22 protein-coding genes are annotated in these 22,778 nt (G+C 62.7%); 16 read left to right on the top strand and 6 right to left on the bottom strand.

Translation table 11 applies throughout. From position 1 onward, the window contains the following. The first annotated feature begins 95 nt into the window (after positions 1-95). Positions 96-893, top strand: coding sequence for an FAD binding domain-containing protein (locus NLY36_RS03300; RefSeq protein WP_023672622.1), 798 nt, complete (start codon positions 96-98; stop codon positions 891-893). Positions 894-1,181: 288 nt separating this feature from the next. Next, on the top strand, positions 1,182-2,204 hold the full coding sequence (locus tag NLY36_RS03295; protein WP_023735274.1) for an acyltransferase family protein: 1,023 nt from the start codon (positions 1,182-1,184) through the stop codon (positions 2,202-2,204). Positions 2,205-2,270: 66 nt separating this feature from the next. On the opposite strand, the gene NLY36_RS03290 is transcribed toward NLY36_RS03295, so the two are convergent. The 5 genes from NLY36_RS03290 to NLY36_RS03270 form a co-directional block, all read right to left on the bottom strand. Next, positions 2,271-2,777 carry a GNAT family N-acetyltransferase gene (locus NLY36_RS03290; RefSeq protein ID WP_023735275.1) on the bottom strand — a complete coding sequence of 169 codons (507 nt, stop codon included), beginning with the start codon at positions 2,775-2,777 and terminating at the stop codon, positions 2,271-2,273. After that, the gene (locus NLY36_RS03285; RefSeq protein WP_023735276.1) at positions 2,777-3,547 is read right to left on the bottom strand and encodes a copper homeostasis protein CutC; all 771 of its coding nucleotides are present in this window, start codon (positions 3,545-3,547) and stop codon (positions 2,777-2,779) included. Before NLY36_RS03285 ends, NLY36_RS03290 begins: the two co-directional genes overlap by 1 nt. Positions 3,548-3,656: 109 nt before the next feature. After that, the gene (locus NLY36_RS03280) at positions 3,657-4,091 is read right to left on the bottom strand and encodes a cupin domain-containing protein (protein WP_023735277.1); all 435 of its coding nucleotides are present in this window, start codon (positions 4,089-4,091) and stop codon (positions 3,657-3,659) included. 77 nt (positions 4,092-4,168) lie between these two features. Next, positions 4,169-4,555, bottom strand: a complete 387-nt coding sequence (locus tag NLY36_RS03275) for a hypothetical protein (protein ID WP_023735278.1) — start codon at positions 4,553-4,555, stop codon at positions 4,169-4,171. Between the two features lie 64 nt (positions 4,556-4,619). Beyond that, positions 4,620-5,216: an alpha-ketoglutarate-dependent dioxygenase AlkB gene (locus NLY36_RS03270; RefSeq protein ID WP_023735279.1), complete on the bottom strand. Its 597-nt coding sequence runs from the start codon at positions 5,214-5,216 to the stop codon at positions 4,620-4,622. 52 nt (positions 5,217-5,268) lie between these two features. Here NLY36_RS03270 and NLY36_RS03265 point away from each other — a divergent pair, with 52 nt between their 5' ends. From NLY36_RS03265 to apnL, 9 genes are all read left to right on the top strand, one after another. Next, positions 5,269-5,598: a KTSC domain-containing protein gene (locus NLY36_RS03265; RefSeq protein ID WP_348529202.1), complete on the top strand. Its 330-nt coding sequence runs from the start codon at positions 5,269-5,271 to the stop codon at positions 5,596-5,598. Between the two features lie 136 nt (positions 5,599-5,734). Beyond that, complete coding sequence (locus tag NLY36_RS03260) at positions 5,735-6,115, top strand: hypothetical protein (RefSeq protein WP_023697645.1); 381 nt, start codon at positions 5,735-5,737, stop codon at positions 6,113-6,115. Positions 6,116-6,537: 422 nt separating this feature from the next. After that, positions 6,538-7,365 carry a phosphogluconate dehydrogenase C-terminal domain-containing protein gene (locus tag NLY36_RS03255; protein WP_023697644.1) on the top strand — a complete coding sequence of 276 codons (828 nt, stop codon included), beginning with the start codon at positions 6,538-6,540 and terminating at the stop codon, positions 7,363-7,365. Positions 7,366-7,691: 326 nt separating this feature from the next. Then, positions 7,692-8,633 (top strand): D-ribose ABC transporter substrate-binding protein, encoded by a 942-nt coding sequence (locus NLY36_RS03250; RefSeq protein ID WP_023681704.1) that lies wholly within the window; start codon positions 7,692-7,694, stop codon positions 8,631-8,633. 95 nt (positions 8,634-8,728) lie between these two features. Next, complete coding sequence (locus NLY36_RS03245; protein WP_023688188.1) at positions 8,729-9,373, top strand: DUF2291 family protein; 645 nt, start codon at positions 8,729-8,731, stop codon at positions 9,371-9,373. Next, a complete protein-coding gene (locus NLY36_RS03240; protein ID WP_023697643.1) occupies positions 9,370-10,917 on the top strand; it encodes a sugar ABC transporter ATP-binding protein in 1,548 nt (515 codons plus the stop codon). The genes NLY36_RS03245 and NLY36_RS03240 overlap by 4 nt, the downstream gene beginning before the upstream one ends. After that, entirely contained in the window at positions 10,914-11,978 is a 1,065-nt protein-coding gene (locus NLY36_RS03235) for an ABC transporter permease (RefSeq protein WP_023697642.1), read from the top strand. The genes NLY36_RS03240 and NLY36_RS03235 overlap by 4 nt, the downstream gene beginning before the upstream one ends. A gap of 2 nt (positions 11,979-11,980) precedes the next feature. After that, entirely contained in the window at positions 11,981-13,015 is a 1,035-nt protein-coding gene (locus tag NLY36_RS03230; protein ID WP_023697641.1) for a Gfo/Idh/MocA family protein, read from the top strand. Continuing rightward, positions 13,012-14,850: a D-apionate lactonase gene (gene apnL, locus NLY36_RS03225; protein WP_023735280.1), complete on the top strand. Its 1,839-nt coding sequence runs from the start codon at positions 13,012-13,014 to the stop codon at positions 14,848-14,850. Before NLY36_RS03230 ends, apnL begins: the two co-directional genes overlap by 4 nt. 1 nt (position 14,851) lies before the next feature. On the opposite strand, the gene NLY36_RS03220 is transcribed toward apnL, so the two are convergent. Next, positions 14,852-15,565, bottom strand: a complete 714-nt coding sequence (locus NLY36_RS03220; RefSeq protein ID WP_023697639.1) for a transcriptional regulator NanR — start codon at positions 15,563-15,565, stop codon at positions 14,852-14,854. Between the two features lie 187 nt (positions 15,566-15,752). Between NLY36_RS03220 and oiaX the strand changes: the two genes are divergently transcribed. The 5 genes from oiaX (at position 15,753) to NLY36_RS03195 (ending at position 22,581) form a co-directional block, all read left to right on the top strand. Next, positions 15,753-17,003, top strand: coding sequence for a 3-oxo-isoapionate-4-phosphate decarboxylase OiaX (oiaX, locus tag NLY36_RS03215; protein ID WP_023697638.1), 1,251 nt, complete (start codon positions 15,753-15,755; stop codon positions 17,001-17,003). Positions 17,004-17,007: 4 nt separating this feature from the next. After that, on the top strand, positions 17,008-18,342 hold the full coding sequence (locus tag NLY36_RS03210) for a four-carbon acid sugar kinase family protein (RefSeq protein ID WP_023697637.1): 1,335 nt from the start codon (positions 17,008-17,010) through the stop codon (positions 18,340-18,342). Positions 18,343-18,575: 233 nt separating this feature from the next. Beyond that, the gene (locus tag NLY36_RS03205; RefSeq protein WP_023735281.1) at positions 18,576-20,099 is read left to right on the top strand and encodes an FGGY-family carbohydrate kinase; all 1,524 of its coding nucleotides are present in this window, start codon (positions 18,576-18,578) and stop codon (positions 20,097-20,099) included. Next, positions 20,096-20,872, top strand: a complete 777-nt coding sequence (locus NLY36_RS03200) for a DeoR/GlpR family DNA-binding transcription regulator (RefSeq protein ID WP_031249056.1) — start codon at positions 20,096-20,098, stop codon at positions 20,870-20,872. The genes NLY36_RS03205 and NLY36_RS03200 overlap by 4 nt, the downstream gene beginning before the upstream one ends. Beyond that, on the top strand, positions 20,869-22,581 hold the full coding sequence (locus NLY36_RS03195) for a glycerol-3-phosphate dehydrogenase/oxidase (RefSeq protein ID WP_023735282.1): 1,713 nt from the start codon (positions 20,869-20,871) through the stop codon (positions 22,579-22,581). The genes NLY36_RS03200 and NLY36_RS03195 overlap by 4 nt, the downstream gene beginning before the upstream one ends. Positions 22,582-22,778: the final 197 nt, after the last annotated feature.

Genomic DNA, 22,778 nt, shown 5'->3' with positions numbered 1-22,778 from the left:
AGTAGTGAGTAGGGAATGGGCATTACCGGAGATGACAGCGTCCCTATTCCCTACTCACTACTCACTACTGCCTAACCACTTCAGGGGAGGATCCCATGTACGCAGTCAACTACCACCGCGCCGCCTCGGTCGCCGACGCCGCCAAGCTGGTGAAGAGCGGCGACGCCAGGCTTTTGTCAGGCGGCATGACGCTGATCCCGGCGATGAAGACGCGGCTCGCCGCACCGTCCGACCTGATCGACCTGTCGCGGATCAAGGAGCTGCAAGGCGTCAAGGTGTCGGGCAAGACCGTCACCATCGGCGCCGCCACAACCCATTACGACGTCGCCAATGACGAGAAGCTGCGGAAGGCCTGTCCGGCGCTTGCCCACCTTGCGTCGCTGATTGGCGATCCGGCGGTGCGCCACAAGGGCACGATCGGCGGCTCGGTCGCCAACAACGACCCAGCCGCCGATTATCCGGCGGCGCTCTTGGCGCTGGGCGCCACCATCGTCACCAACAAGCGCGAGATTTCAGCCGCGAAATTCTTCACCGGCCTGTTCGAAACGGCGCTGAAAGAAGGCGAGATCATCACCGCGGTGAGTTTTACCGCGCCGGCCAAGGCTGCTTACGAAAAATTCCGCAACCCGGCCTCGCGCTATGCGATCGTCGGCGTGTTCGTGGCAAAGGGCAAGGACGGGGTCAGCGTTGCCGTTACCGGCGCCGGCGATGACGGTGTGTTCCGCTCGAAGGAGATCGAAGCAGCACTGGCGAAGAATTTTGCCGCATCGGCGCTCGACGGCGTGAAAGTGCCGGCGAAGAATTTGATGACCGACCTCCACGCTTCGGCCGAATACCGTGCCAATTTGATCGCCGTGATGGCCAAGCGCGCGGTGGCGGCAGCCAACGCCTGACATCATAAAGCTACTGACAAGGAAAGGGGCCATCGCGGCCCCTTTGTTCGTCTGTGGCGGGCTGTAACTGCCCAGTCCTTGCGGGTTCGCTGCCACGCGCAAATCCGTTGTTTCAGGAAATTCCCGTGCAAGAACAGGCGCATACTTCCCAAGGGACTGCCCAGCCCCATTCTCGCACTTGCACAATCTGATATTGCACTGCAATATGTATAGCTTGGCGGAACACGGGGTGGATTCTGCGCGCGGCGGTGTGAGCTGCGCCAAGATCTTGCGTCGTAGAGGATCGGCATGGCCGACATCTCCGCAGCGTCTGTTGCCCTGCCGCGGGCCACAGCCGACAAAGCAGCCAGAGCAAGACTGGCCTATCTCGATGGTTGGCGCGGGCTTTCGATCGCACTGGTGCTGATCGGCCATTTCTTCCCCGTTCCCGGGATCAATCTCGGCGTGCTCGGCGTCGAGTTCTTCTTCGTGCTCTCAGGCCGGCTGATGGGCGAGATACTGTTCATCGAACGCTTTCCGCTGAAAAAATTCTTCAAGCGCCGCTTTTCGCGCATCTATCCCGCGCTGCTGGTGTTCGTGACATCAGCCATGATCGGGCTCTCCGGCACCTTTATCGGCTTCAAATGGAAGGCGGCGCTGACGGCGCTGACATTCACCTACAACTATGCCGGAATTCTCATCACCCGCGCCGGCGCGCTCGACCACATCTGGTCGCTATGCGTGGAAGAGCATGCCTACATCATCCTGGCGCTGATCAGCGTGGTGGTGACCGGGCGGGGTAATGTCGTTCGGCTGCTGGTGACGCTGTCGCTGCTGGCGATGGCCAATGGCGCCATTTCGTACTGGGCACTCGGCATGGATTACGAGCACAGCTATTGGCGCACCGATGTGCATATCGCCTCGATCCTGCTGTCGGCATCGATCTGCCTGCTCAAGCACGATGACCGGCTGCCGGCATTCCTGACGAGCCCCTATGTCAGCCTCGTGTCGGCGGCGGCGGCTATATTGCTGTTCCTCGATCCGGTGCCGACGCCGATCCATTACCTACTGGCGGTGCCGTTGCTGGCGCTTGCCGTCAATACGCTGGACACCAGCAACTGGCATCTTACCGGCCTGCTTTCATCCAGGCCGATGGTGATGATCGGGCTATGGTCGTACTCGCTCTATCTCTGGCAACAGCCCTTCTACAAATTCGTCGCCGAGCAGGGCAGTGCACCGATCCCGATGCTGGCGGCTGTCTTCGCCTGTGCATTATGCAGCTACTATCTGGTCGAGAAGCCCGCGCGGGCCTGGCTGAACCGGAATTGGTGAGGGCTACGGACTCCTAATCTTATGCTGCCGTGGCGATCTGCTTGCCGATCATCAGCCAGCGATGCGTCAGCCCGCAATCTGCCTGAGGTAGTAGCGCACGGTCTTCTTGCCGCCATGGATCACCGCGTCGCCGACCTCGGCGAAGCCAAGCGCGGCATGGAAGGCGTCCGAAGCCGGATTGGGCGGTTCGGCATTCACCTCGCACGTGACGATGCTGTGGCCCGCGCATGCGACTTCCCCGAACAGATCCTCGTAGAGCCGGCGGGCATGGCCGCGGCCGCGCGCTTGCGCCGCGACGACGACGCGGTCGACATAGACGAAGCGTGGATAGCGCTCGCGGAACCAGAGGAAATTCGGGCTGTCGTAGCGCGCATCCTGGTCGAAGGTCATGATGAAGGCTTCGAGCGCGCCGATGCGCCTGACGTAAAACGCTTCGCCAAGAAGGAAGGACAGCCGTTCGGGCTCGAGCCATGACAGTTCGGCGGCGTGCTCGTTGTTGAGTGCGAGGATGGCCGCTTCGTCCTGAGGCGAGACACGGCTGATCGGCGACGGCCCACTCACGGCTTCGCTCATCATGCTCTGGCCGCCGCAATCGTCGCGGCAACCAGCGCCCCATCGGTGACTGTGGTGCGATACTCGCGGTCGAGATCGGTGCCGCCCATGCCGACTTGCGGGTTGCGGTAGGCCATGGCGCTCGGTACGTCCTTGAGCGCGGCGAAATGCAGTTCCGTCAGCCCGGTTGATGCCAGCACCCCGGCGATGTTTTCGGGGTCCAGCGCGCCGCAGCCGAGGATGATGATGCGGCCGTCGGCCTGGCGGACGAGATCCGCCAACAGGCCGGCGCCTTCCACCGCGGTGTCCCTCTGGCCGCTGGTCAGCACGCGGCCGACCTTGCAGCGGATTAGCGCTTCCAGCGCCTCGGCCGGGTCGCGCGTCATGTCGAAGGCGCGGTGGCAGGTAACGGCGAGCGGACCGGCGGCATCGACCAGCGCGCCCATGCGGGTTTCATCGATGGTGCCGTCGGCATCGAGGCAACCGACAACGACGCCGGCGACGCCGAGGTCACGAAGCGCTGCGACATCGGCGAGCATCGAGCTGTATTCGGCCTCGCTGTAGAGGAAATCGCCGCCGCGCGGCCGCACGATGACATGGAAGGGAATGGTCGCGCTCTCGAGTGCGGCGCGCACCGTGCCGAGGCTGGGCGTGATGCCGCCTTCGACCAGGCTGGCGCAGAGCTCGACCCGGTCGGCGCCGGCGGCCTGCGCAGCCAGCAGTCCATCGATGCCTTCGACGCAGATTTCGATCAGGGGGCGAGCATTTCCGGCCAAGGGGCGATCCTTCATGATTGCATGACGGCCAGCCCTAGCATCGGCTCGGTTGGCGGGGAAGCCGGAACAGCCAGTCGCTGCTTGGGCCAGCCCGGCAACCCTGCCTAGGTCCGTAGCGAGAGATCTATTGTTTCTGCAGCACCGTGTTCTTGGCGCCTTGTTCGACCTGGTCGATGACCAGCAGCTTGACCGGGGCGTCGCCGATGTTGGTGGCCTGGTGCCATTGGCCGATCATCTCGATGATGAAATCGCCCGTCTTGTAGGTGTTGCTGTTGCCGGTCTCGACATTCGTCACTTTGAGTGTCCCGGCCTCGACATAGGCGTAGCGGGCAAACGGGTGCTTGTGCACCGGCAGAGTGGCGCCGACCGCAATGTCATAGGTTGAAACCAGCACCTGGACATTTTTCTGCGGCAGCACGATCGGCTGGCCGGACGCCGTCTGGCTGCGATCGGCAAGCGGTGTGACGACAACCGGCGGGCTGGTACTGTCCAGCGCCCGAGCGGGGTTTGCAGATAGCGCTGCCGCGAACAGCAGCATCGATGCCAGAATCTTTCGCATGGTTCCTCCAGGTTTTACCGCCACCGCGCGGCGCGACGCCAAAGTTCTAACTCTCGTCAGTTACTGGAGACACAACGTCATCCGCCGGTGCCGTCGTCCATCATCGTATTGGTGAGCGCTTCATAGATGTTGCTGCATACCTGAGACCGCGGACAGTGTTTTACGATGAATGCCGGCACGACAGTCAGTGCGGCGGCGATCAGGATTTGCAGGAAGAGAGGAGCAGGCTCGAAGCGTTTGCCAAACAAGGCTCGGCAAGCGAAGTAGAGACTTTGAGCCAGGCATGCCCAGACAAGGACATGCAACAGCGTGCTCGTTGCTCGGGCATAGGGCGTTATGTATCCGTCGGGAAAGCCGACCATGCCAAGGTCGACGAGCCACTGCAGAGCCAGAACGCAGGACAGGCATGCCCACAGGAAGAGCGCTGCGCGGGTAACCAAAACTCTGCTGCGATCCACGCTCATGTGCGATCGAAGCACAACTGCGCTCGGTCTTCCAGAGCGGCTGCTGCGTGGCTTGGAGTGTGGCCTATTTCAGAGTGCGCAGCGTGATCGAATAGCGGTGCCCGGCGACCGGAGGAATGCTGTGCTCCCACTCGTGGCGCGCCGGGCCGTCAATGAGATAGACAGATCTCGGCTGAACCTCGATCGTCTTGCGATCCCATTTCGAGCCGTTTTTTCGGCGCAGCCGAAAGCTGCAGGGCGCCAGCAGGGAGACGCCGGCGACGAGATCGAAATGCGGCTTGTCGCGATGCCAACCTATGCCCGCGCCCGGCCGATACTCGTTGATGAGCACTTGCGCGAATTCCGTGGCCTGCCTGCCGGCAAAATCCGCGACCTTGTCGCGAAGCGGCAGCAGGAATTTCGGGATGGGCGGCGCTTCGACGACCTGGCGCCGGTCGTAGTCATAGCGCCAGCCGAAGCCGGCGACCTGCCGGTTGGCAATATGGCCATGGAAATCGAACGGCTTGAAGGACAGTTCATTGAGGTGACGGACCAGTTCCGCCTCTTCGTCCGTTGTGATCAGGCCCGGCCGGTAGGAAAATCCTTCCGGCAGCGTGTCGGCCGCGCCGAAGAGATCGCCCTGGCTGGCATACGCTGTTGTGCTGGATTTCGTCTGTGCCATCTGACGGAGAGATAGGAAGCCTCGCCGCCTGGGCAAGATTTTCGGCGTTGTGATGCGCCTCCCTGACGGAACCTCCGCATCGTTGCGGCATTACGCATTTTCGAAGCAGGATCTGGGGCGAAGCAAGATTTTGGGACGAAGCAGGATTTTCGACATGCCGTCCACTGCCATCCGCAACACCCATTACGACCCGTCGACGAAAATCCTCTCGGTCTGGTTCGTTCCAAGCGGAGCCCGCTACGACTATGAAGAGGTCGAGCCTGAGACCTATGCGGCGTTCCGGGCCGCCTTCTCGAAAGGGCAATTTTTCAACGAGTTCGTGCGCGACCGCTACCGGTTTCACTTGGTTGAAGAAGGGCGTCCGCGAGCAACCGGGTTCTGAAGGTGCGGTGATCCGTATAAGGTCGCGAACCCCAATTGCTTTTCAAATTGACTTGTTTCAACCTGCTTTGTGGGGACGGACAATGCCGTGGTCGAGATGGCCGTAACATTGGGGGAGGCAGCTTTTGAAATGCATATTGATTATACTCGGCGTGGTAGGTGTCCTGTCTTCAGCTGCGTCTGCAAAAGATAATCGACAACACATCGACCCTGCCTATCAAAAAAACATCAACTATCTGGCCGGGCTGTCCGACGCCCAGTTGAAATTGGTCGTAACATGGTCAGCTAACGTCATCGCCGTTACGACGCGATGCCCGGCGCTGCAGCTGACTCCAGACGGAAAATCCAAAATAACGGCGATATACATCTTGTACGATGTGCAAGATAAACACCTGATACCCAATCCCCCCGAATTCAAGAGAGCCATCAGGTTTTATGAAGGCGCTTACCGCACGGCGGCGCAACGCACGGACAGCTGTCGGGCGGAGAAAGCCAAGGACCCGGGAAGCTACCGGTAAATAGTTGTCGGCATGATCGACTAGAAGTGATTTGGCTCGCCGGAACCCCGGCGAAGCGCGAATTCTCTATAGCCCCTTCGCCAAATCGCCGTGAGAACTCACGGCCCGAAAACGCGACCGGACCGCGCGGACGCGCTTCGCCTTGCTGGTGACGCCCCCACCGTCACTTCGCAACCGAGCCCCCGAGAAAATGGACCTGGAGGCTTCTAGCGCGGGCATCGATTGTCTGGAAAGGCAACGGCGCTCTGGCTTGGTTGAATTATCGGCCGCCACCGCGGAAATCGTGCGGACGGAAGCCAAACGGCGACTGCATAGCCGCTCATCAAAGCCCTGTTCAACTCCTCAATTCGTGGTAAGGTGATTATACCAGTTAATAACATGACGATCGGCGCGGCCGTCGTTCAAAGCGGGAGTAGGGATAGATGACGACGATTGCGCTGTTCGGTGCCGGCGGCAAAATGGGTTACCGCCTGTCGACCAATTTTCGCGGATCGCCCTACACGGTACGCCATGTCGAGGTCAGCGAGGCCGGCCGCGATCGGCTGAAGACCGGACTGGGCTTCGACGCGGTCAGTGCCGATGCGGCGCTGGACGGGGCGGATATCGTCATCCTGGCCGTTCCCGACACGCATATCGGCAAGGTGGCGGCTGATATCGAGAGCAAGCTCGCGCCTGGCACGATGGTGATAGTGCTCGACGCGGCCGCACCCTTCGCCGGCCATCTGCCCAACCGGCCGGACCTGACCTATTTCGTCACCCATCCCTGTCATCCGCCGATCTTCAACGACGAGACCGACATGGCGGCCAAGAAGGATTATTTTGGCGGCGTCAAGGCCAAGCAGCATATGGTCAGCGCGCTGATGCAGGGGCCGGAAGCGGACTACGCCAAGGGCGAGGCGGTCGCAAAAATCATCTGGGCGCCGGTCATGCGCTCGCACCGTGTCACCGTCGAACAGATGGCGCTGCTGGAGCCCGGTCTATCGGAGACGGTGTGCGCGTCACTGCTTGTCGTCATGAAGGAAGCCGTCGACGAGGTCGTCGCGCGAGGCGTCGACCAACAGGCGGCGCTCGATTTCCTGCTCGGCCACATGAACGTGCTCGGCGCCGTGATTTTCGGCGAGACCAAGGGCGTATTCTCGGATGCCTGCAACAAGGCGATCGAATTCGGCAAGCCGGTGCTGATGCGCGACGACTGGAAGCGGGTGTTCGAGCCGGAAGAGATCGCCGCGAGCATTCGGCGCATTACCTGAGACAGGCCGAGTCGGGGGGCTTGCCGGAGCGCCTCGATGGCTCGACACACCCGCCATGACGCCCAGATGTTTTTGCTCGGTGGGCACACGTCACCTCAATTCATGATTGACTCATCATACCAGTTGGCTTAGCTGTTGATGGCTTGAGCAAGGGTCCGCGGGAAGTACGAAGCCTGGGCGAGTGGAGGGACGGCGGGGGAGCAGCGATCGTTTGGGAAGCCGGCAACGGCATTTCAGCCCGAACCGATCGGCGGCCCGCGCTGCGCGACGAATTCGAATGCAGAGGCCTTGATTGATCAAGGCAATTTTTCAAACGGGAGGACATCATGAAACTCACACGCAGAATGACACTTGCGGCGTTCGCCGGCATGCTGGCGCTTGGCACGGCGGTACCCGCCTATGCGGCCGACCTCATTGCCATCATCACGCCCTCGCACGACAATCCGTTCTTCAAGGCGGAAGCCGTCGGCGCCGAAGCCAAGGCCAAGGAACTCGGCTACGAAGCGCTTGTGCTCGTCCATGACGACGATGCCAACAAGCAGTCCGAATTGATCGACACCGCGATCGGTCGCGGCGCCAAGGCGATCATCCTCGACAATGCCGGCGCCGACGCCACTGTCGCTGCCGTGCAGAAGGCCAAGGACGCGGGCGTGCCGTCGTTCCTGATCGATCGCGAGATCAACGCCACCGGCGTCGCCGTGGCTCAGATCGTCTCCAACAACTACCAGGGCGCCCAGCTCGGCGCGCAGGAGTTCGTCAAGCTGATGGGCGAGAAGGGCAATTTCGTCGAGCTGGTCGGCAAGGAATCCGACACCAATGCCGGCATTCGCTCGAAGGGCTATCATGACGTCATCGACGATTATCCGGATCTGAAGATGGTCGCCCAGCAATCGGCCAACTGGAGCCAGACGGAAGCCTATTCCAAGATGGAATCGATCCTGCAGGCCAACCCGGATATCAAGGGCGTCATCTCCGGCAACGACACCATGGCGATGGGCGCGTATGCGGCGCTGGTTGCGGCGAACCGCAAGGACGTCATCGTCGTTGGCTTCGACGGATCCAACGACGTGCGCGACTCCATCACCGCGGGCGGCATCAAGGCAACCGTCCTGCAGCCGGCCTATGCGCAGGCGCAGATGGCGGTCGAGCAGGCCAACGACTTCATCAAGAACAAGAAGTCGCCGGCCAAGGAAAAGCAGCTGATGGACTGCGTCTTGGTCAATGGTGACAATGCTGCCAAGCTGGAAACGTTTGCGCTGACCAACTGAGCCGGCGTGACATGAATAGCGAGGGGCGACCCAAGGGTCGTCCCTCGTCGCCATTTTCCGTGGGTGCCGACCACCATGCTGAACAACAAACCATCATGCTGAACAACAAGCCGAACTGGCCGATCCTTGTCGTTGCAGTCGGCATCAGCCTGACCGCCTGCAAGATCCTGCCGACGCCCTCGGGGGACAGCGGCAGCGCCGCCGCCTTCAATCCGGACAAGATGGTCGAGGAGATATGGGCGGCGAAGGTCGTGCCTTACCTCCAGCAGAAAGCCGGGCCGTTTGCCGAAGTCCACGCTCTGGCGAAAACCGATCCTGCTTCCGCCGGCGCCAAATATGGCAATCCGAAGAAGCAGGCGAATTCGCCATGGACCTTCGCGGTTCGCGTCGAGGGCAAGATCATCGCCGCCAACACGCAGTCGCGGGCAGCGACCATGGATGTCGATGTCGACGGCGACGGCAAGGCCGATGCGCGGGTACAGATCGGACCGGCGATGCGCGGAACCGCGCTGCGCGACAGCCTCGATTTCATCCAGTTCAACGATTTTACCAACCAGATCGACTTCGCCCAGTTCGGCAAGGCGTTCAACGCCTATGCCGTCAAGGCCGTGCTTGCCAAACTGCCGCGTGACGCCTTGGAGGGCCGGACCGCCAAGGTCCTCGGCGCCTATACGCTCGAAAACGGCCAGGACCTGCCGCTGGTGACGCCGGCGGAGGCAGAAATCGGGCCGAAGCCATGAGCGCTGCGGTTGCTCACGATGTCATCCTGAAACTGGAGGACGTCTGCAAGGTCTATTCCGGCACCGTCGCGGTCAAGCGCGCGAATTTCGAGGTGCGCAAGGGCGCCGTCAATGTGCTGGTCGGCGAAAACGGCGCCGGCAAATCGACGCTGATGAAGATCATCGCCGGCGTCGAACAGCCGACGCTCGGCCGGATCCTCCTGGAAGGGGAGGAGGTCTCCTTCTCGTCATCGGGCGACGCGGTGAACCGCGGCATCGGCATGGTGTTCCAGGAGCTGAACCTGTTTGGCAATATGACCGTCGCCGAGAACATCTTCGCCACGCGCGAGATCACCAACCGGTTCCGCAAGATCGACCGCAAGGAGCAGGAGCGTCGCGCGGCGCAATTTCTCGAACGCCTGCAGGCCGGGATAAGGCCCGACATGCTGGTCGAGGATCTGCGCATCGGCCAGCAGCAGCTGGTCGAGATCGCCAAGGCGGTTTCGCTCGATGCGCGCATCCTGATCATGGACGAGCCGACCTCGGCGCTCAGTGCGGCGGAAGTCGAGATCCTGTTCAAGGTGATCGCCGACCTCAAGGCGCGCGGCGTGGCGATCGTCTACATCTCGCACCGGCTGGAAGAACTGATCCGCATCGGCGACTACATCACCGTGCTGCGCGATGGGCACATCACCGGCCAGGAGGAGATGAAGAACGTCGACACCCGGTGGATCGTGCGGCAGATGATCGGCTCCGACGCCAAGGATTTTGCCAAAGCCGACGGCCATGTTCCCGGCGAAGAGATATTCCGCGCCGAGGACATCTGCCTGCCGCGGGCTACCGGCGGGCTGGCGGTCGATCATGTCTCGCTGTCGCTGCGCGCCGGCGAGATACTCGGCATATACGGCCTGATGGGCGCCGGGCGAAGCGAGCTGTTCGACTGCATCATGGGCCGCCATGGCCAGGCGACCGGCGCGATCTTCATCGCCGGCAAAAAGGTCAAGGAGCGCGACACGACGCGGCGCATCCGGCGCGGGCTGGCGCTGATCCCCGAAGACCGCCAACGCGAAGGGCTGGTGTCGATCCTGTCCGTCGCCAGCAATCTGACGCTGGCCAGCCTGTCGCGGTTCGTGCGCATGTTCCACATTCGTGGCGGCCAGGAGAAGCAGGCGGTGACGCAGATGGTGCGGGAACTGGCGATCAAGGTCGCCGACCCGGCGCAGGAGGTCTCGTCGCTGTCGGGCGGCAACCAGCAAAAGGTGGTGATCGGAAAGGCGCTGCTCACCGGGCCGAAGGTGCTGCTGATGGACGAGCCGAGCCGTGGCATCGATGTCGGCGCCAAGGCCGACGTCTTCCGCACCATGCGCAAACTGTCGCGAGACGGGCTCGGCATTCTGTTCGCCACCTCGGATCTCGATGAGGTGATGGCGCTGTCCGATCGCATCGCGGTGATGAGCAATGGAAAACTGACGGGCATGTTCGATCGCGCCGAGGCGACGGAGGCAGCCCTTGTCGCCGCCTCGGCACTTGGCCACGGACCGGCCCCGCATACGGAGAACCCATGACTGACATCCCGGCCAAGGCGGCTGTCTCCTCCGTTTCGAGCGGCTCGCTGCTGCTGACGCTGATGAAGGCGAGGACCTTCATCGCGCTGATCGCCGTCTTGATCTTCTTCTCGATCGCGGCGCCGAATTTCCTGTCGACAGCCAATCTGATCCTGATGTCGAAACATGTGGCGCTGAACGCCTTCCTCGCCATGGGCATGACCTTCGTCATCATCACCGGCGGCATCGATCTCTCAGTCGGCTCGATCGTCGGCCTGTGCGGCATGGTCGCCGGCTACCTCGTGCTCAACGGCATCGACCTGCAATTCGGCTACACCGTCTATTTCAACGTCGTCGAGATCGCGCTGATCACGCTGGCGGTCGGCATATTGATCGGCGCCGTCAACGGACTGCTGATCACCAGGCTGAACGTCGCGCCGTTCATCGCCACGCTCGGCGTGCTCTATGTCGCGCGCGGCCTGGCGTTGCTGTCGTCGGACGGCCGCACCTTCCCCAACCTCGTCGGCAAGCCGGAGCTTGGCACCACCGGGTTTGGTTTCCTCGGCGCCGGGCGGCTGCTCGGCCTGCCGGTGGCGATCTGGATCCTGATCGTCGTTGCGCTGGTTGCGGCATATCTCGCCAAATACACGCCGCTCGGCCGCCACATCTTCGCCGTCGGCGGCAATGAACGGGCGTCGCGAATTTCGGGCGTTCGTGTCAACATGGTGAAAATGTTCGTCTACATGTTCTCCGGCTTTTGCGCGGCGATCGTCGGTTTGATCATCTCGTCCGAACTGATGGCCTCGCATCCGGCGACGGGCGAAAGTTTCGAGCTCAACGCCATTGCGGCGGCAGTGCTCGGCGGCACCTCGATGTCAGGTGGGCGCGGCACGATCGGCGGCACCATTGTCGGCGCCTTCGTCATCGGCATTCTTTCGGACGGGTTGGTGATGATGGGCGTGAGTTCCTTCTGGCAGATGGTGATCAAGGGCCTTGTCATCATCGTCGCCGTCGTCGTCGACCAAGCGCAGCGCCGGCTGCAGAGCCGGGTGACGTTGATGCAGATGGCAAAGGCAGGCTGAGCATGGCGGAGTTGCGGGGAGGGCTCATCGGCTGCGGCTTCTTTGCCATCAACCAGATGCATGCCTGGCGCGACATTGAAGGCGCCGCGATGGTCGCCATTTGCGACCGCGACCCGGAGCGGCTGCGCATCATCGGCGACCAGTTCGGCATTGCGAAGCGCTACACCGACGCGGCAGAGATGTTTGCAAGCGAAAGCCTCGACTTCGTCGATATCGCCACCACCGTTCCCAGCCATCGTCCGCTGGTCGAGATGGCGGCCCTGCACCGTGTGCCGGTGATTTGCCAAAAGCCGTTCGCGCCGACGCTTGCCGACGCCAAGGCGATGGTGAGGGCCTGCGTGGAAGCCGGCGTACCGCTGATGGTGCATGAGAATTTTCGCTGGCAGTCGGCGATCCAGGCGGTGCGTGCCGTGCTGGACAGCGGCGAGATCGGCACGCCGTTCTTCGGGCGCATCTCCTTCCGCTCCGCCTATGACGTGTTTTCCGGCCAGCCCTATCTCGCCAAGGGAAAGCGCTTCATCATCGAAGACCTCGGTATCCACATCCTCGACATCGCCCGTTTTCTACTCGGCGACGTATCGACGATCACGACGCGAACGGCGCGCATCAACCCCGATATCGCCGGCGAGGACGTCGTAACGATGCTGATGGATCACAAGAGCGGCGCCACCTCAGTCGTCGACTGCAGCTACGCGACGAAGCTTGCCGTGGAGCCGTTTCCCGAAACGCTTATCGAGATCGACGGCAGCGACGGCACGATCCGCTTGGCGCAGGGATATCGGCTCACCGTCACCGGCAGGAGCGGCACGAAGATCACCGACGTTTCGCCGCCCGTACTCGCCTGGGCATCGCGCCCATGGCACAACATCCAGGAGAGCGTCGTCGCCATCCAGCAGCACTGGGTCGACTGCCTGGCAAAGGGAACCGAGCCGGCGACCTCGGGCGCCGACAATCTCAAGACATTCGCGCTGGTCGAGGCGGCCTATCTGGGCGCCGCGAGCCACGAACCTGTCCACCTGGATGGCTTGCTGACATGACAGCCGACGCCTTCCTCCTATACGGCACACGCGTGGTCGAGGCCGAGCCGGTTAGGCTGAGTGCGGGCTTGCTCAGCGCCGACTTTGTCAACGGCAGCCTGCGCACCATCCGTTACGGCGGCATCGAAGTGCTGCGCGCCATCGCCTACATCGTGCGCGACCGCGACTGGGGCACCTATGAACCGGCGCTGACGGACCTTGCCGTCGATCAGAACGCCGACAGCTTCTCCGTCAGCTACTCCGCAACTTGCTTAGCACCGGGCGGAAGCCGGCTCGACTTTCGCGCTACGATCAAGGGCTCCGCCAACGGTCACCTAGTGTTCGACGTCAGCGCGGTCCCTGAAAGCGATTTCGAGACCAATCGCTGCGGTTTTTGCGTCCTGCATCCGATCGCCGGCCTCGCCGGCAGCCCGGTCACGGTCGAGCATACCGACGGCAGCGTGGTGGCGACGAAACTGCCGCTGTTGATCGATCCCTGGCAGCCTTTCAAGGATTTGCGCGCGATCACCCATGAAGTCCGGTCGGGCATTACTGCCGAATGCCGGATGGAGGGCGACACTTTCGAGATGGAGGACCAGCGTAACTGGTCGGACGCGTCCTACAAGACCTATGTGCGGCCACTCGCGCTGCCTTGGCCCTATGTACTGCCGGCCGGCCAAACTGTAAGCCAGACGGTCAGCCTGCGCATCACCGGCGAGGGGGGAATGCCGGCCGCAGCATCTGCCGCCGAACCGGTCAGCGTCGAACTCGGCGAGACCGGGCAGAGGCTGCCGGATCTCGGCGTGATCATCTACCCGGATGAGGTCGAAGCAGCGCTCGCAAATCTTTCGACATTGACCGAGCTCGGCCCGCAGCAACTTGTCTTCCACTACGATCCGACGCGCGGCCACGGTCTCGAAGCATTGCGGTCTTATGCAAGGCTCACTGCTGCCTATCCAGTCGGCACCACACTCGAATGCGTCGTTGCCTGCGCGGGCGATCTCGACGCTGAACTTTCAGCCGTCGCGAACCTGGTGCGGCAGGCCGGACTAAAACTCTCGGCCATTGCCGTCTCGCCTTCGGTCGACCGGCAGTCGACGCCGCCGGGCAGCGCGTGGCCGGACTGTCCGCCGCTGGAAGATGTCTATGCCGCTGCCCGTCGCGCCTTTCCGGGTATCAAGCTTGGCGGCGGCATGTTCAGCTATTTCACCGAGCTCAACCGCAAGCGCGTGCCGGCGGGCCTGCTCGATTTCATCACTCACTGCACGTGCCCGATCGTGCACGCCGCCGACGATCTCAGCGTCATGCAGTCGCTGGAGGCGCTGCCCTTCATCACCGCGTCGGCGCGGGCAATCTTCGGGGCAAAGCCTTACCGCATCGGTCCGTCGACGATCGCCATGCGCCAGAACCCCTACGGGGGCGCGACCAAACCCAATCCCGAGGGACAGCGCATCGCCATGGCCGATCGCGACCCTCGCCATGCCGGCCTCTTCGCAGCCGCATGGGCGATCGGCTATGCCGCGCGTGTCGCGTCGGCCGGGCTGGAACTGCTCACGCTCTCCGGCTTCGCCGGACCGTTCGGCGTGCTCGCAGCGTCCGGCGAACCCGTCGCCGAAGGCGCACCCCGGCCGATCTTCGATGCCATCAAGGGTCTTTGCGAAATGGCCGGCCTTGCGTATGTGGCGGCAAGGACGAGCGATCAGACGAAGGTGCTGGCGCTGGCCGGCCGCTCCGCTTCGGGCAAGACCGTGGCGTGGCTGGCGAACCTGACGGCGGACGACGTGACGGTCGACATCTCAGCGTTTGGCCGAGGCCAACTGGTGATGACCCCTTACGCGATCACGCGGATCGGCTGAATCAGTTGCCGGAGTTCATCACATAAAGCGCGCGCGAGCGCTCGAGATGCTTGATCATCGCCTTCTCGGCGCCGTCGGCATCCTTCTTCTCGATGCGGCCGATGATCTCTTCATGCTCGGTCAGCGTGAACTGTTCCTTGCCGGTCCAGATCAGCATTTCGGTGTGATATTCCTTCAGCCAACCGAGCATCGCTTCGCTCACGGCGACATAGATCGGGTTGCCGGAGATCGCCGCGATTTGGGTATGAAACTTCATGTCGGCGGAGATAAAGGCCTCGGAATCGCCGCGAAAACCGCGCTGTTCGGCAATTGTGGCGCGTAGCCGCTGAACGTCCTCGGCGGTGGCGTTTTCGGCGGCTTCCCTGACCATGCCGCGCTCGAAGAAGATGCGCGCGGTTTTCAGGTGTTCCAGCGTGTCCTTCGAGGACGACAGGATGATCTTGGCGGCGCCGTCGACCTGCTTGATGATCGACTTCGCGGTCAGTTGCAGCACCTTGGCGCGTTCCCCATGCGAGATCGCGACGAGGCCCATATTGCTCAGCGCCTGCATCGCCTCGCGGATCGCGGGACGGCCGACCTCGAAGCGCTCCATCAACTCGCGCTCCGACGGCATGTCGTCGCCCGGCGTCAATTCTCCGCTGGTGATCAGGCGCTTCAGCCGCAAAAACACTTCGTCGGAAAGTTTGCGCCGGACGATCGGCTCCGAACGGTTCATCGTCGCGAATCACTCCCTTGACCTGTGTCTATCTAGCACTGCCGCAGCTGTTCCCGGAATGGCCGTCGCCCCGATCGCCCATAGCCGCCAGACAGGATATTGCTTGCAAAGCTTATGTACTCATTATACCAGATTCCGACGATCAAGGAACTCTTTTCGAACCCCCTGCGGCCTCAGACAACGAATCATGATCACGCTCACCTACCGCATCGAGACATCAGGCAGCATCGAGACGCTGGCAGCCAAGATCGCCAGCGACCAGTCGACTGGAACCTTCGTCGCGCTGCCCGGCGAGACCGAGGAACTGAAAGCCCGGGTGGCCGCGCGTGTCCTGGCCATTCGGCACCTGCCGGACGCACTTCGCCCCTCCATTCCCGAGGCCGGTAACGGGCCGTTCAAGCGCGCGGATGTCGACATCGCCTTTCCATTCGATGCCATCGGCCACGACCTGTCGGCTCTGATGACCATTGCCATCGGCGGCGCCTATTCGATCAAGGGCCTAACCGGCATTCGCGTTGTCGACATGAAGCTGCCGGAGCAATTCCGCGGCGCGCATCCAGGTCCGCAATTCGGCGTCGCCGGCAGCCGCAGGCTGACAGGTGTCACGGATCGGCCGATCATCGGCACCATCGTCAAGCCGGCGCTGGGGCTGCGGCCCCCCGAAACCGCCGCGATGGTGGGCGAGCTGATCGCCGCCGGTGTCGATTTCATCAAGGACGATGAGAAGCTGATGAGCCCAGCCTATTCGCCGCTGGCGGAGCGGGTAAAGGCAATCATGCCGCTGATCCTCGACCACGAGCAGAGGACCGGCAAGAAGGTGATGTACGCCTTCGGCATCTCGCATGCCGACCCGGACGAGATGATGCGCAATCACGATCTGGTGGCCAAGGCCGGCGGAAATTGCGCGGTGGTCAACATCAACTCCGTCGGTTTCGGTGGCCTGGCCTTCTTGAGAAAACGCTCCAGCCTGGTGCTTCACGCTCATCGCAACGGCTGGGACATCCTCACCCGCCATCCCGGCCTCGGTATGAACTTCAAGGTCTGGCAACAGTTCTGGCGGCTGCTCGGCGTCGACCAGTTCCAGATCAACGGCATCCAATCGAAATACTGGGAGCCGGACGCGTCTTTCGTCGAGTCCTTCAAGGCGGTGACGACGCCGATTTTTGCCCCTGAGGATTGCGCCTTGCCTGTGGCGGGCTCCGGCCAATGGGGCGGGCAAGCGCCCGAGACCTATGAACGGACCGGCCGGACGGTCGATCTGCTCTATCTGTGCGGCGGCGGCATCGTCAGCCATCCGGATGGACCGGGCGCCGGGGTGCGTGCCGTGCAGCAGGCCTGGCAGGCGGCGGTCGACGGCATTCCGCTGGCGGATTTCGCCTTGAGCCATCCGGAGCTGGCGCGGTCGATCGAAAAATTCGGCGACGGCAAAGCAGCCTGAAGCAATGCAAGACCTGCTTCTCAGCTATTATGGCGACGACCTCACCGGCTCGACCGACGTCATGGAAGCGCTCGAACTCGGCGGCGTGCCGACCGTGCTATTTATGCGCCAGCCGGACGCGGCCATGCTTGCGCAGTTCAGCCACTGCCGCGCCATTGGATTGGCCGGCACCAGCCGCAGCGAGACGCCACAATGGATGGACACGCATCTGAGCGATGCCTTCGCTTGGCTGAAGACGCTGAATGCCGCGATCTGTCACTACAAGGTCTGCTCGACCTTCGATTCTAGTCCGACGATCGGCAGCATCGGTCGCGCCATCGAGATCGGCCGCTCGGTCTTCGCGCAGGACAGCGTGCCGCTGCTGGTCGGGGCGCCGCAGCTCAAGCGTTACACCGCCTTCGGTCATTTGTTCGCGGCCTATCGTGAAAAGTATTTCCGCATCGACCGCCATCCGGTGATGAGCCGCCACCCGACGACGCCGATGGATGAATCCGACCTGCTGATCCATCTGTCGCGGCAGACGGAGCTCACATCGGGGCTGGTCGATCTCGCGACGTTGCAGTCGGCGTCGCGCTCGGAAGCCTTCGACCGCTTGCTCGCAAAGGGCACCGACATCGTACTTGTCGATGTCGACAGCCTCGAGACGCAGGCGCTTGCCGGCAAGGAGATATGGCGCGCCCGCAAGCCGGGCGGTTCGTTCGTCGTCGGCTCGTCGGGGATCGAATATGCGCTGCTGGCCGAATGGGTGTCGAACGGGACAGTCAGAGCTGAACCAGAATTTTCGCCGCCGGGTGCCGCCGACCGGATCGCGGTCGTCTCGGGCAGTTGTTCGTCGACGACCGAACGACAGATCCGTCACGCTTTGACTGACGGCTTCGACGGCATCGAGGTCGATCCCGTCGAACTGATCTCCGAAGCTTCCGGAGATGCGATCGCACGCGCAGCGCTAGCCGGTCGCGCCAGCCTGGAAGCCGGGCGCAGCGTCGTTCTCTACACGGCCCTTGGACCCACGGCCGACAGGGGGGGCGAAATCGACCGCCAGGAAGGCGCCCGCCACAAGCTCGGGCGGGGCCTCGGCGAACTGCTTCGCGCGCTGACCATCGAGCAGAAGTTGCAGCGCGTGGTCGTTGCCGGCGGCGATACGTCGAGCCACGCGCTCGGCCAGATGGGTGTCGATGCGCTGACCGTGCGGATGCCGTTGCCGGCGTCGCCGGGCTCGCCGCTTTGCGTCGCTCACTCGCGCGTCAAGGCGATCGATGGGCTGGAGGTGGCACTCAAGGGCGGGCAGGTTGGAACCGACCGCTATTTCAGCGCCATCCGTGACGGCCTTAGCAGCTGATTACGCGTCGCCTGGCAACCGCGAGATCCATCCGTGGCTCCCTGGCGCCGAAGCCTTTTTGTCGCGTATGTTGACGTTAAATTCACATAAAGATATGAGTTCTTTGTTGCGGCGAGGTGCTTTTGCCGTTTGTCCCCCTTGCTCAATCGGGGTTGTCGCCATGTGTTTCGCCCTTGCATCAGACTGCAGGATCGCCCTGTAGCAATCGCCAGTTGCTGAAAGAGGCGGTGATCATGCCCAGCCTGCTCGGAATCGATAACGGCCTCACGGTCACCAAGGCGGTCATCTTCGATGCCGACGGCACGCAATTGTCCGTGGCCCGTCGTCGGGTGCCGCAATCGATGCCCCACGCGCGCTGGGTGGAGCGCGACATGTCAGGCCTGTGGCAAGCAACAGCCGACGCCATCAAGGAGGCGATCGCGCTCTCCGGCAGGCCGGCGGAAGACATCAAGGCGGTGGCGGCGACCGCGCATGGCGATGGTCTCTATCTGCTCGATCATGATCGTCAGCCTTTGGGACCAGGCATCCTGTCGCTCGACAGCCGCGCCGGCGACATTGTCGAAAGCTGGTCCGCCGGTACCGTTTTCACCGATGCACTGGCGACGACAGGCCAGACGCCGCATGTTTCGGCGCCGTCGGCGCTGCTGGCGTGGCTTAAGCAGAACGATCCTGATCGCTATGGCCGCATCGGCCATGTGCTGGCCTGCAAGGACTGGCTGCGCTTTTGCCTGACCGGCACGATCGGGACCGACCGCACGGAGGCCAGCACTTCATTCACGGATTTTCGCACGCAAGCCTATGCGCCTGAAGCGCTGCGCATCTTCGGGTTGGAGGATCTGTTCAACGCGCTGCCGCCGGTGGCGCATTCCGCTGACATCGCCGGTCAAGTCACAGCCGATGCCGCCGAAAGGACCAGCCTTCGCAGGGGAACACCGGTCGCCTGCGGCCTGCACGACGTGGCCGCCTCGGCGCTTGGCATGGGCGGCCATGAAGACGGCGTGCTCGCCATCGTCGCCGGCACGTATTCCATCAACGAAGTCGTCTCTTCGCAACCGCGCGTCGACCGACGTTGGTTCTGCCGCAACGCCATCGATGCGGGGCGTTGGAACAACATGTCGATCTCGCCGGCCTCGACCGCGAACTACGACTGGTTTCTCGACACTTTCTGTCGCTTGGAGCAAGACAGGACAAACGCGGATGGCGGCTCGCTCCACGAATCGCTGGCGGGAGAGATCGACGCGGCGTTGAAGAAGCCTTCGACCATCCTGTTTCATCCCTATCTGTTCGGCTCTCCCTATGGCGATTTGGCCAGCGGCAGCTTTGTCGGCCTGCATGGCTGGCACAATCGCGGCGACATGCTGAAGGCGGTTCTGGAAGGCATCGCCTTCAATCACCGCACCCATGTCGAGGCTTTGCGCGACGGCTTTGCCGTCAGCGAGATCCGCCTGACCGGCGGCGGTTCGCGCAATCCTGCTTTCGTCCAGATGTTTGCCGACGTGCTGAACGCCCCGGTCACCGTCACCTCGACGGATGAGACCGCGGCCCTCGGTGCCGCGCTTTGCGCAGGTGCTGCGGTCGGCTTGTTCAAGACGCCGCAAGAGGGCGCCAGGCAGGTCGGCATGACGGAGCGGACGTACCAAACCGTGCCCGCCTCCAGTGCTGTGTTCAATGAGCGGTTTTCGCTCTACTGCCGCATAGCCGAGCAGCTGAAGTCGCATTGGCCTGATATCGAAAGGCTGGCGGGGGTAAACGCATGATCAAGGCCGACGAACGACGCGAAGAGATCGCCGATTATGTGATCAAGCTCGGCCAGGTGCGCATCGATGATCTGGTCGAGCATTTCGGCGTGTCGCGCATGACCATCCACCGGCATATCGACCGGCTGGCGCAGCAGGGCGTGCTGCGCAAGCTGCACGGTGCGGTGACGGTCCAGCCTTCCGGCCTCTACGAGAGCGCTTTCCGCTACCGGGTGACCGTCAATCGAGCCGAGAAGGATGCACTGGCGCGGGCGGCACTGGATTATATCGAGGCCGGCCAGGTGGTGATGCTGGACGATTCATCGACGGCAAACGCGGTCGCGACGCTGCTGCTCGACGTCAAGCCGCTGACCGTCATTTCCAACAGCGTCTCGACGGCGGGCCAATTGATCAATGTGGACGATATCGATTTCATCTGCCTCGGCGGCCAGTATCATCCCACTTACAATGCCTATATCGGCATTGTCTGCGAGAACGCCGTGGCGCAGTTGCGCGCCAATGTGCTGATCTGTTCGGCTTCGGCCGTCACCGGAACCACTGCTTTCATCCAGGATCCGAATGTCGTGCGGGTCAAGCAGGCGATGATGACCGCCTCCGTGAAGCGCGTCCTTTTGGTCGACCACGCAAAGTTCGACCGGATCGCGCTGCATGTCTTCGACGATTTGACCAGTTTCGACGCCGTGCTGGTGACCGAGGGCCTCGGCGATGCGCAGGCGCAGAGCCTCGAGCGAGCCGGGGTGAAACTGCGCATCGTCAAGACGAAGGCGCCATGAACCCAACAGATGGAGCAGCGGCGGACAATCCCGCCGGGCGTCTCGCCGCGATGGCCGGGACCGGCGAAGTCGACGTCGTCATTCTTGGCGCCGGCATCAACGGGGCTGGGCTGTTTCGCGATCTGTGCGCGCAAGGTGTCAGCTGCCTGATCGTCGAAAAGGCGGATTTCGGCTCGGGCACCAGTGCCGCGCCGTCGAGGCTCATCCACGGCGGCTTGAAATATCTCGAGACCGGCGAGTTCGGGCTGGTGGCGCAGTCGACGCTCGAACGCAATCTGCTTCTTCAAAACGCGCCGCACTATGTCAGCCCGCTGCCGACCGTCATCCCGATCTTCTCGTGGAGCAAGGGCATGCTCGCGGCGTTGCGAACGCTGTTCGGCTCGACCAGCGCGCCGCGCAGCCGCGGCGCCATACTGATCAAGATCGGCTTGATGATCTACGATTTCTACGGTTCACGAAACCAGGTCATGCCGCGCCACCGCATGGTCGGGCGGCGGCAGGCGCTTGTTGAGATGCCGGCGCTCAATCCGGCGATCGTCGCCACCGGCACCTACTACGACGCCAAGATAAGTCACCCGGAAAGGCTGGTGCTGGAACTGATCCTCGACGGCTTGCAGGCTCACGCGGCGTCTGCCGGTGCCAACTACACGACACTGGCGGCTTCAGCCAATGGCGTGCTCACCTTCCAGCCGGAAAACGGCGCGGCCTTTTCGGTGCGGCCGAAGCTGGTGGTGAACGCCGCCGGTCCGTGGATCGACGACGTCAACGCGCTGCTTGGTGCTCCATCGAAGATGATCGGCGGCACCAAGGGCTCGCATATCCTTTTAAGGCATGACGAACTGGTCAAAAGCCTCGCCGGGCGCATGCTCTATTTCGAGGCCGATGACGGCCGCATCTGCCTGGTCTACGACTATCTCGGCCTGGCGCTGGTCGGCTCGACCGACATCAAGGCCGACAATCCGGACGCGGTCCGCTGCGAACCCGAAGAAGTCGACTATCTGCTCGACAGCGTGCGAACGCTGCTGCCGGGCATGGCGTTCGAGCGCGACCAGATCGTCTACGCCTATAGCGGCATCCGGCCGCTGCCGACGTCTGAAGCAGCGACGCCCGGACTGATCAGCCGCGATCATTCGGCGCCCGTTGCCGAGCCGGACGGCAACAGGCCCTTTGCAGTCATTTCGCTGGTCGGCGGCAAATGGACGACGTTCCGCGGCTTTGCCGAGGAAGTCACTGATACCGTACTCAAGCGCTTGCAGCGCAGCCGCAAGATGTCGACTCAGTCGATGCCGATCGGCGGTGGGCGGGATTTTCCGGCCAATGCCGCCGCGCGCGCGGACTGGCTGGCTGAGGCACAGCAGGCAACGGGCGCCGGGGAAGGGCGCCTTGATCAATTGCTGTCGCGCTACGGGACCAGAGCCGTTGAGATCGCCAGGCACGGGTCGGATGATGAGGGTTGCCTGCCGGACTCCGGCGGCTACGGCAAGGCGGAAATCGACTACATCGCGCGCAACGAGTTCGTCGAACATCTGGCCGATGTCGTTATGCGCCGCAGCACGTTGGCGATAGGCGGCTCGCTGACGAGCCGCGACCTGCAGGAGATTGCCGCGATCGCGGGGCGGGCGTTGGGGTGGAGCACCGAGCGCCTCACGCGGGAGGTCGAAGCCGCTGTTGTCGAGCTCGAAGGCAGGAACCTGATGCGGCTGGACTGATCGCTTGATCGCCGACGCCTAGCTTTTCCTGAGGCAATCCGATCGATTTGCCCTTGTTGCGCCCTGTGCATCAACCTTCCCATTTTGCACCCGGATTGGGATTTGCCGGCGCCTACGGGCTCATGCCGTCACTGGATACGGTAACACAAATTGACGTTAAATTAACACTACCGTATGGTCATATTGTATGCTTACCT

Origin of the sequence: Mesorhizobium sp. C399B, from assembly GCF_030323185.1 — a bacterium.
In the GTDB taxonomy this organism is placed as follows: domain Bacteria; phylum Pseudomonadota; class Alphaproteobacteria; order Rhizobiales; family Rhizobiaceae; genus Mesorhizobium.
Note: the sequence above shows the minus strand (reverse complement) of the source record. Positions and strands in the feature narration are given on the sequence as shown.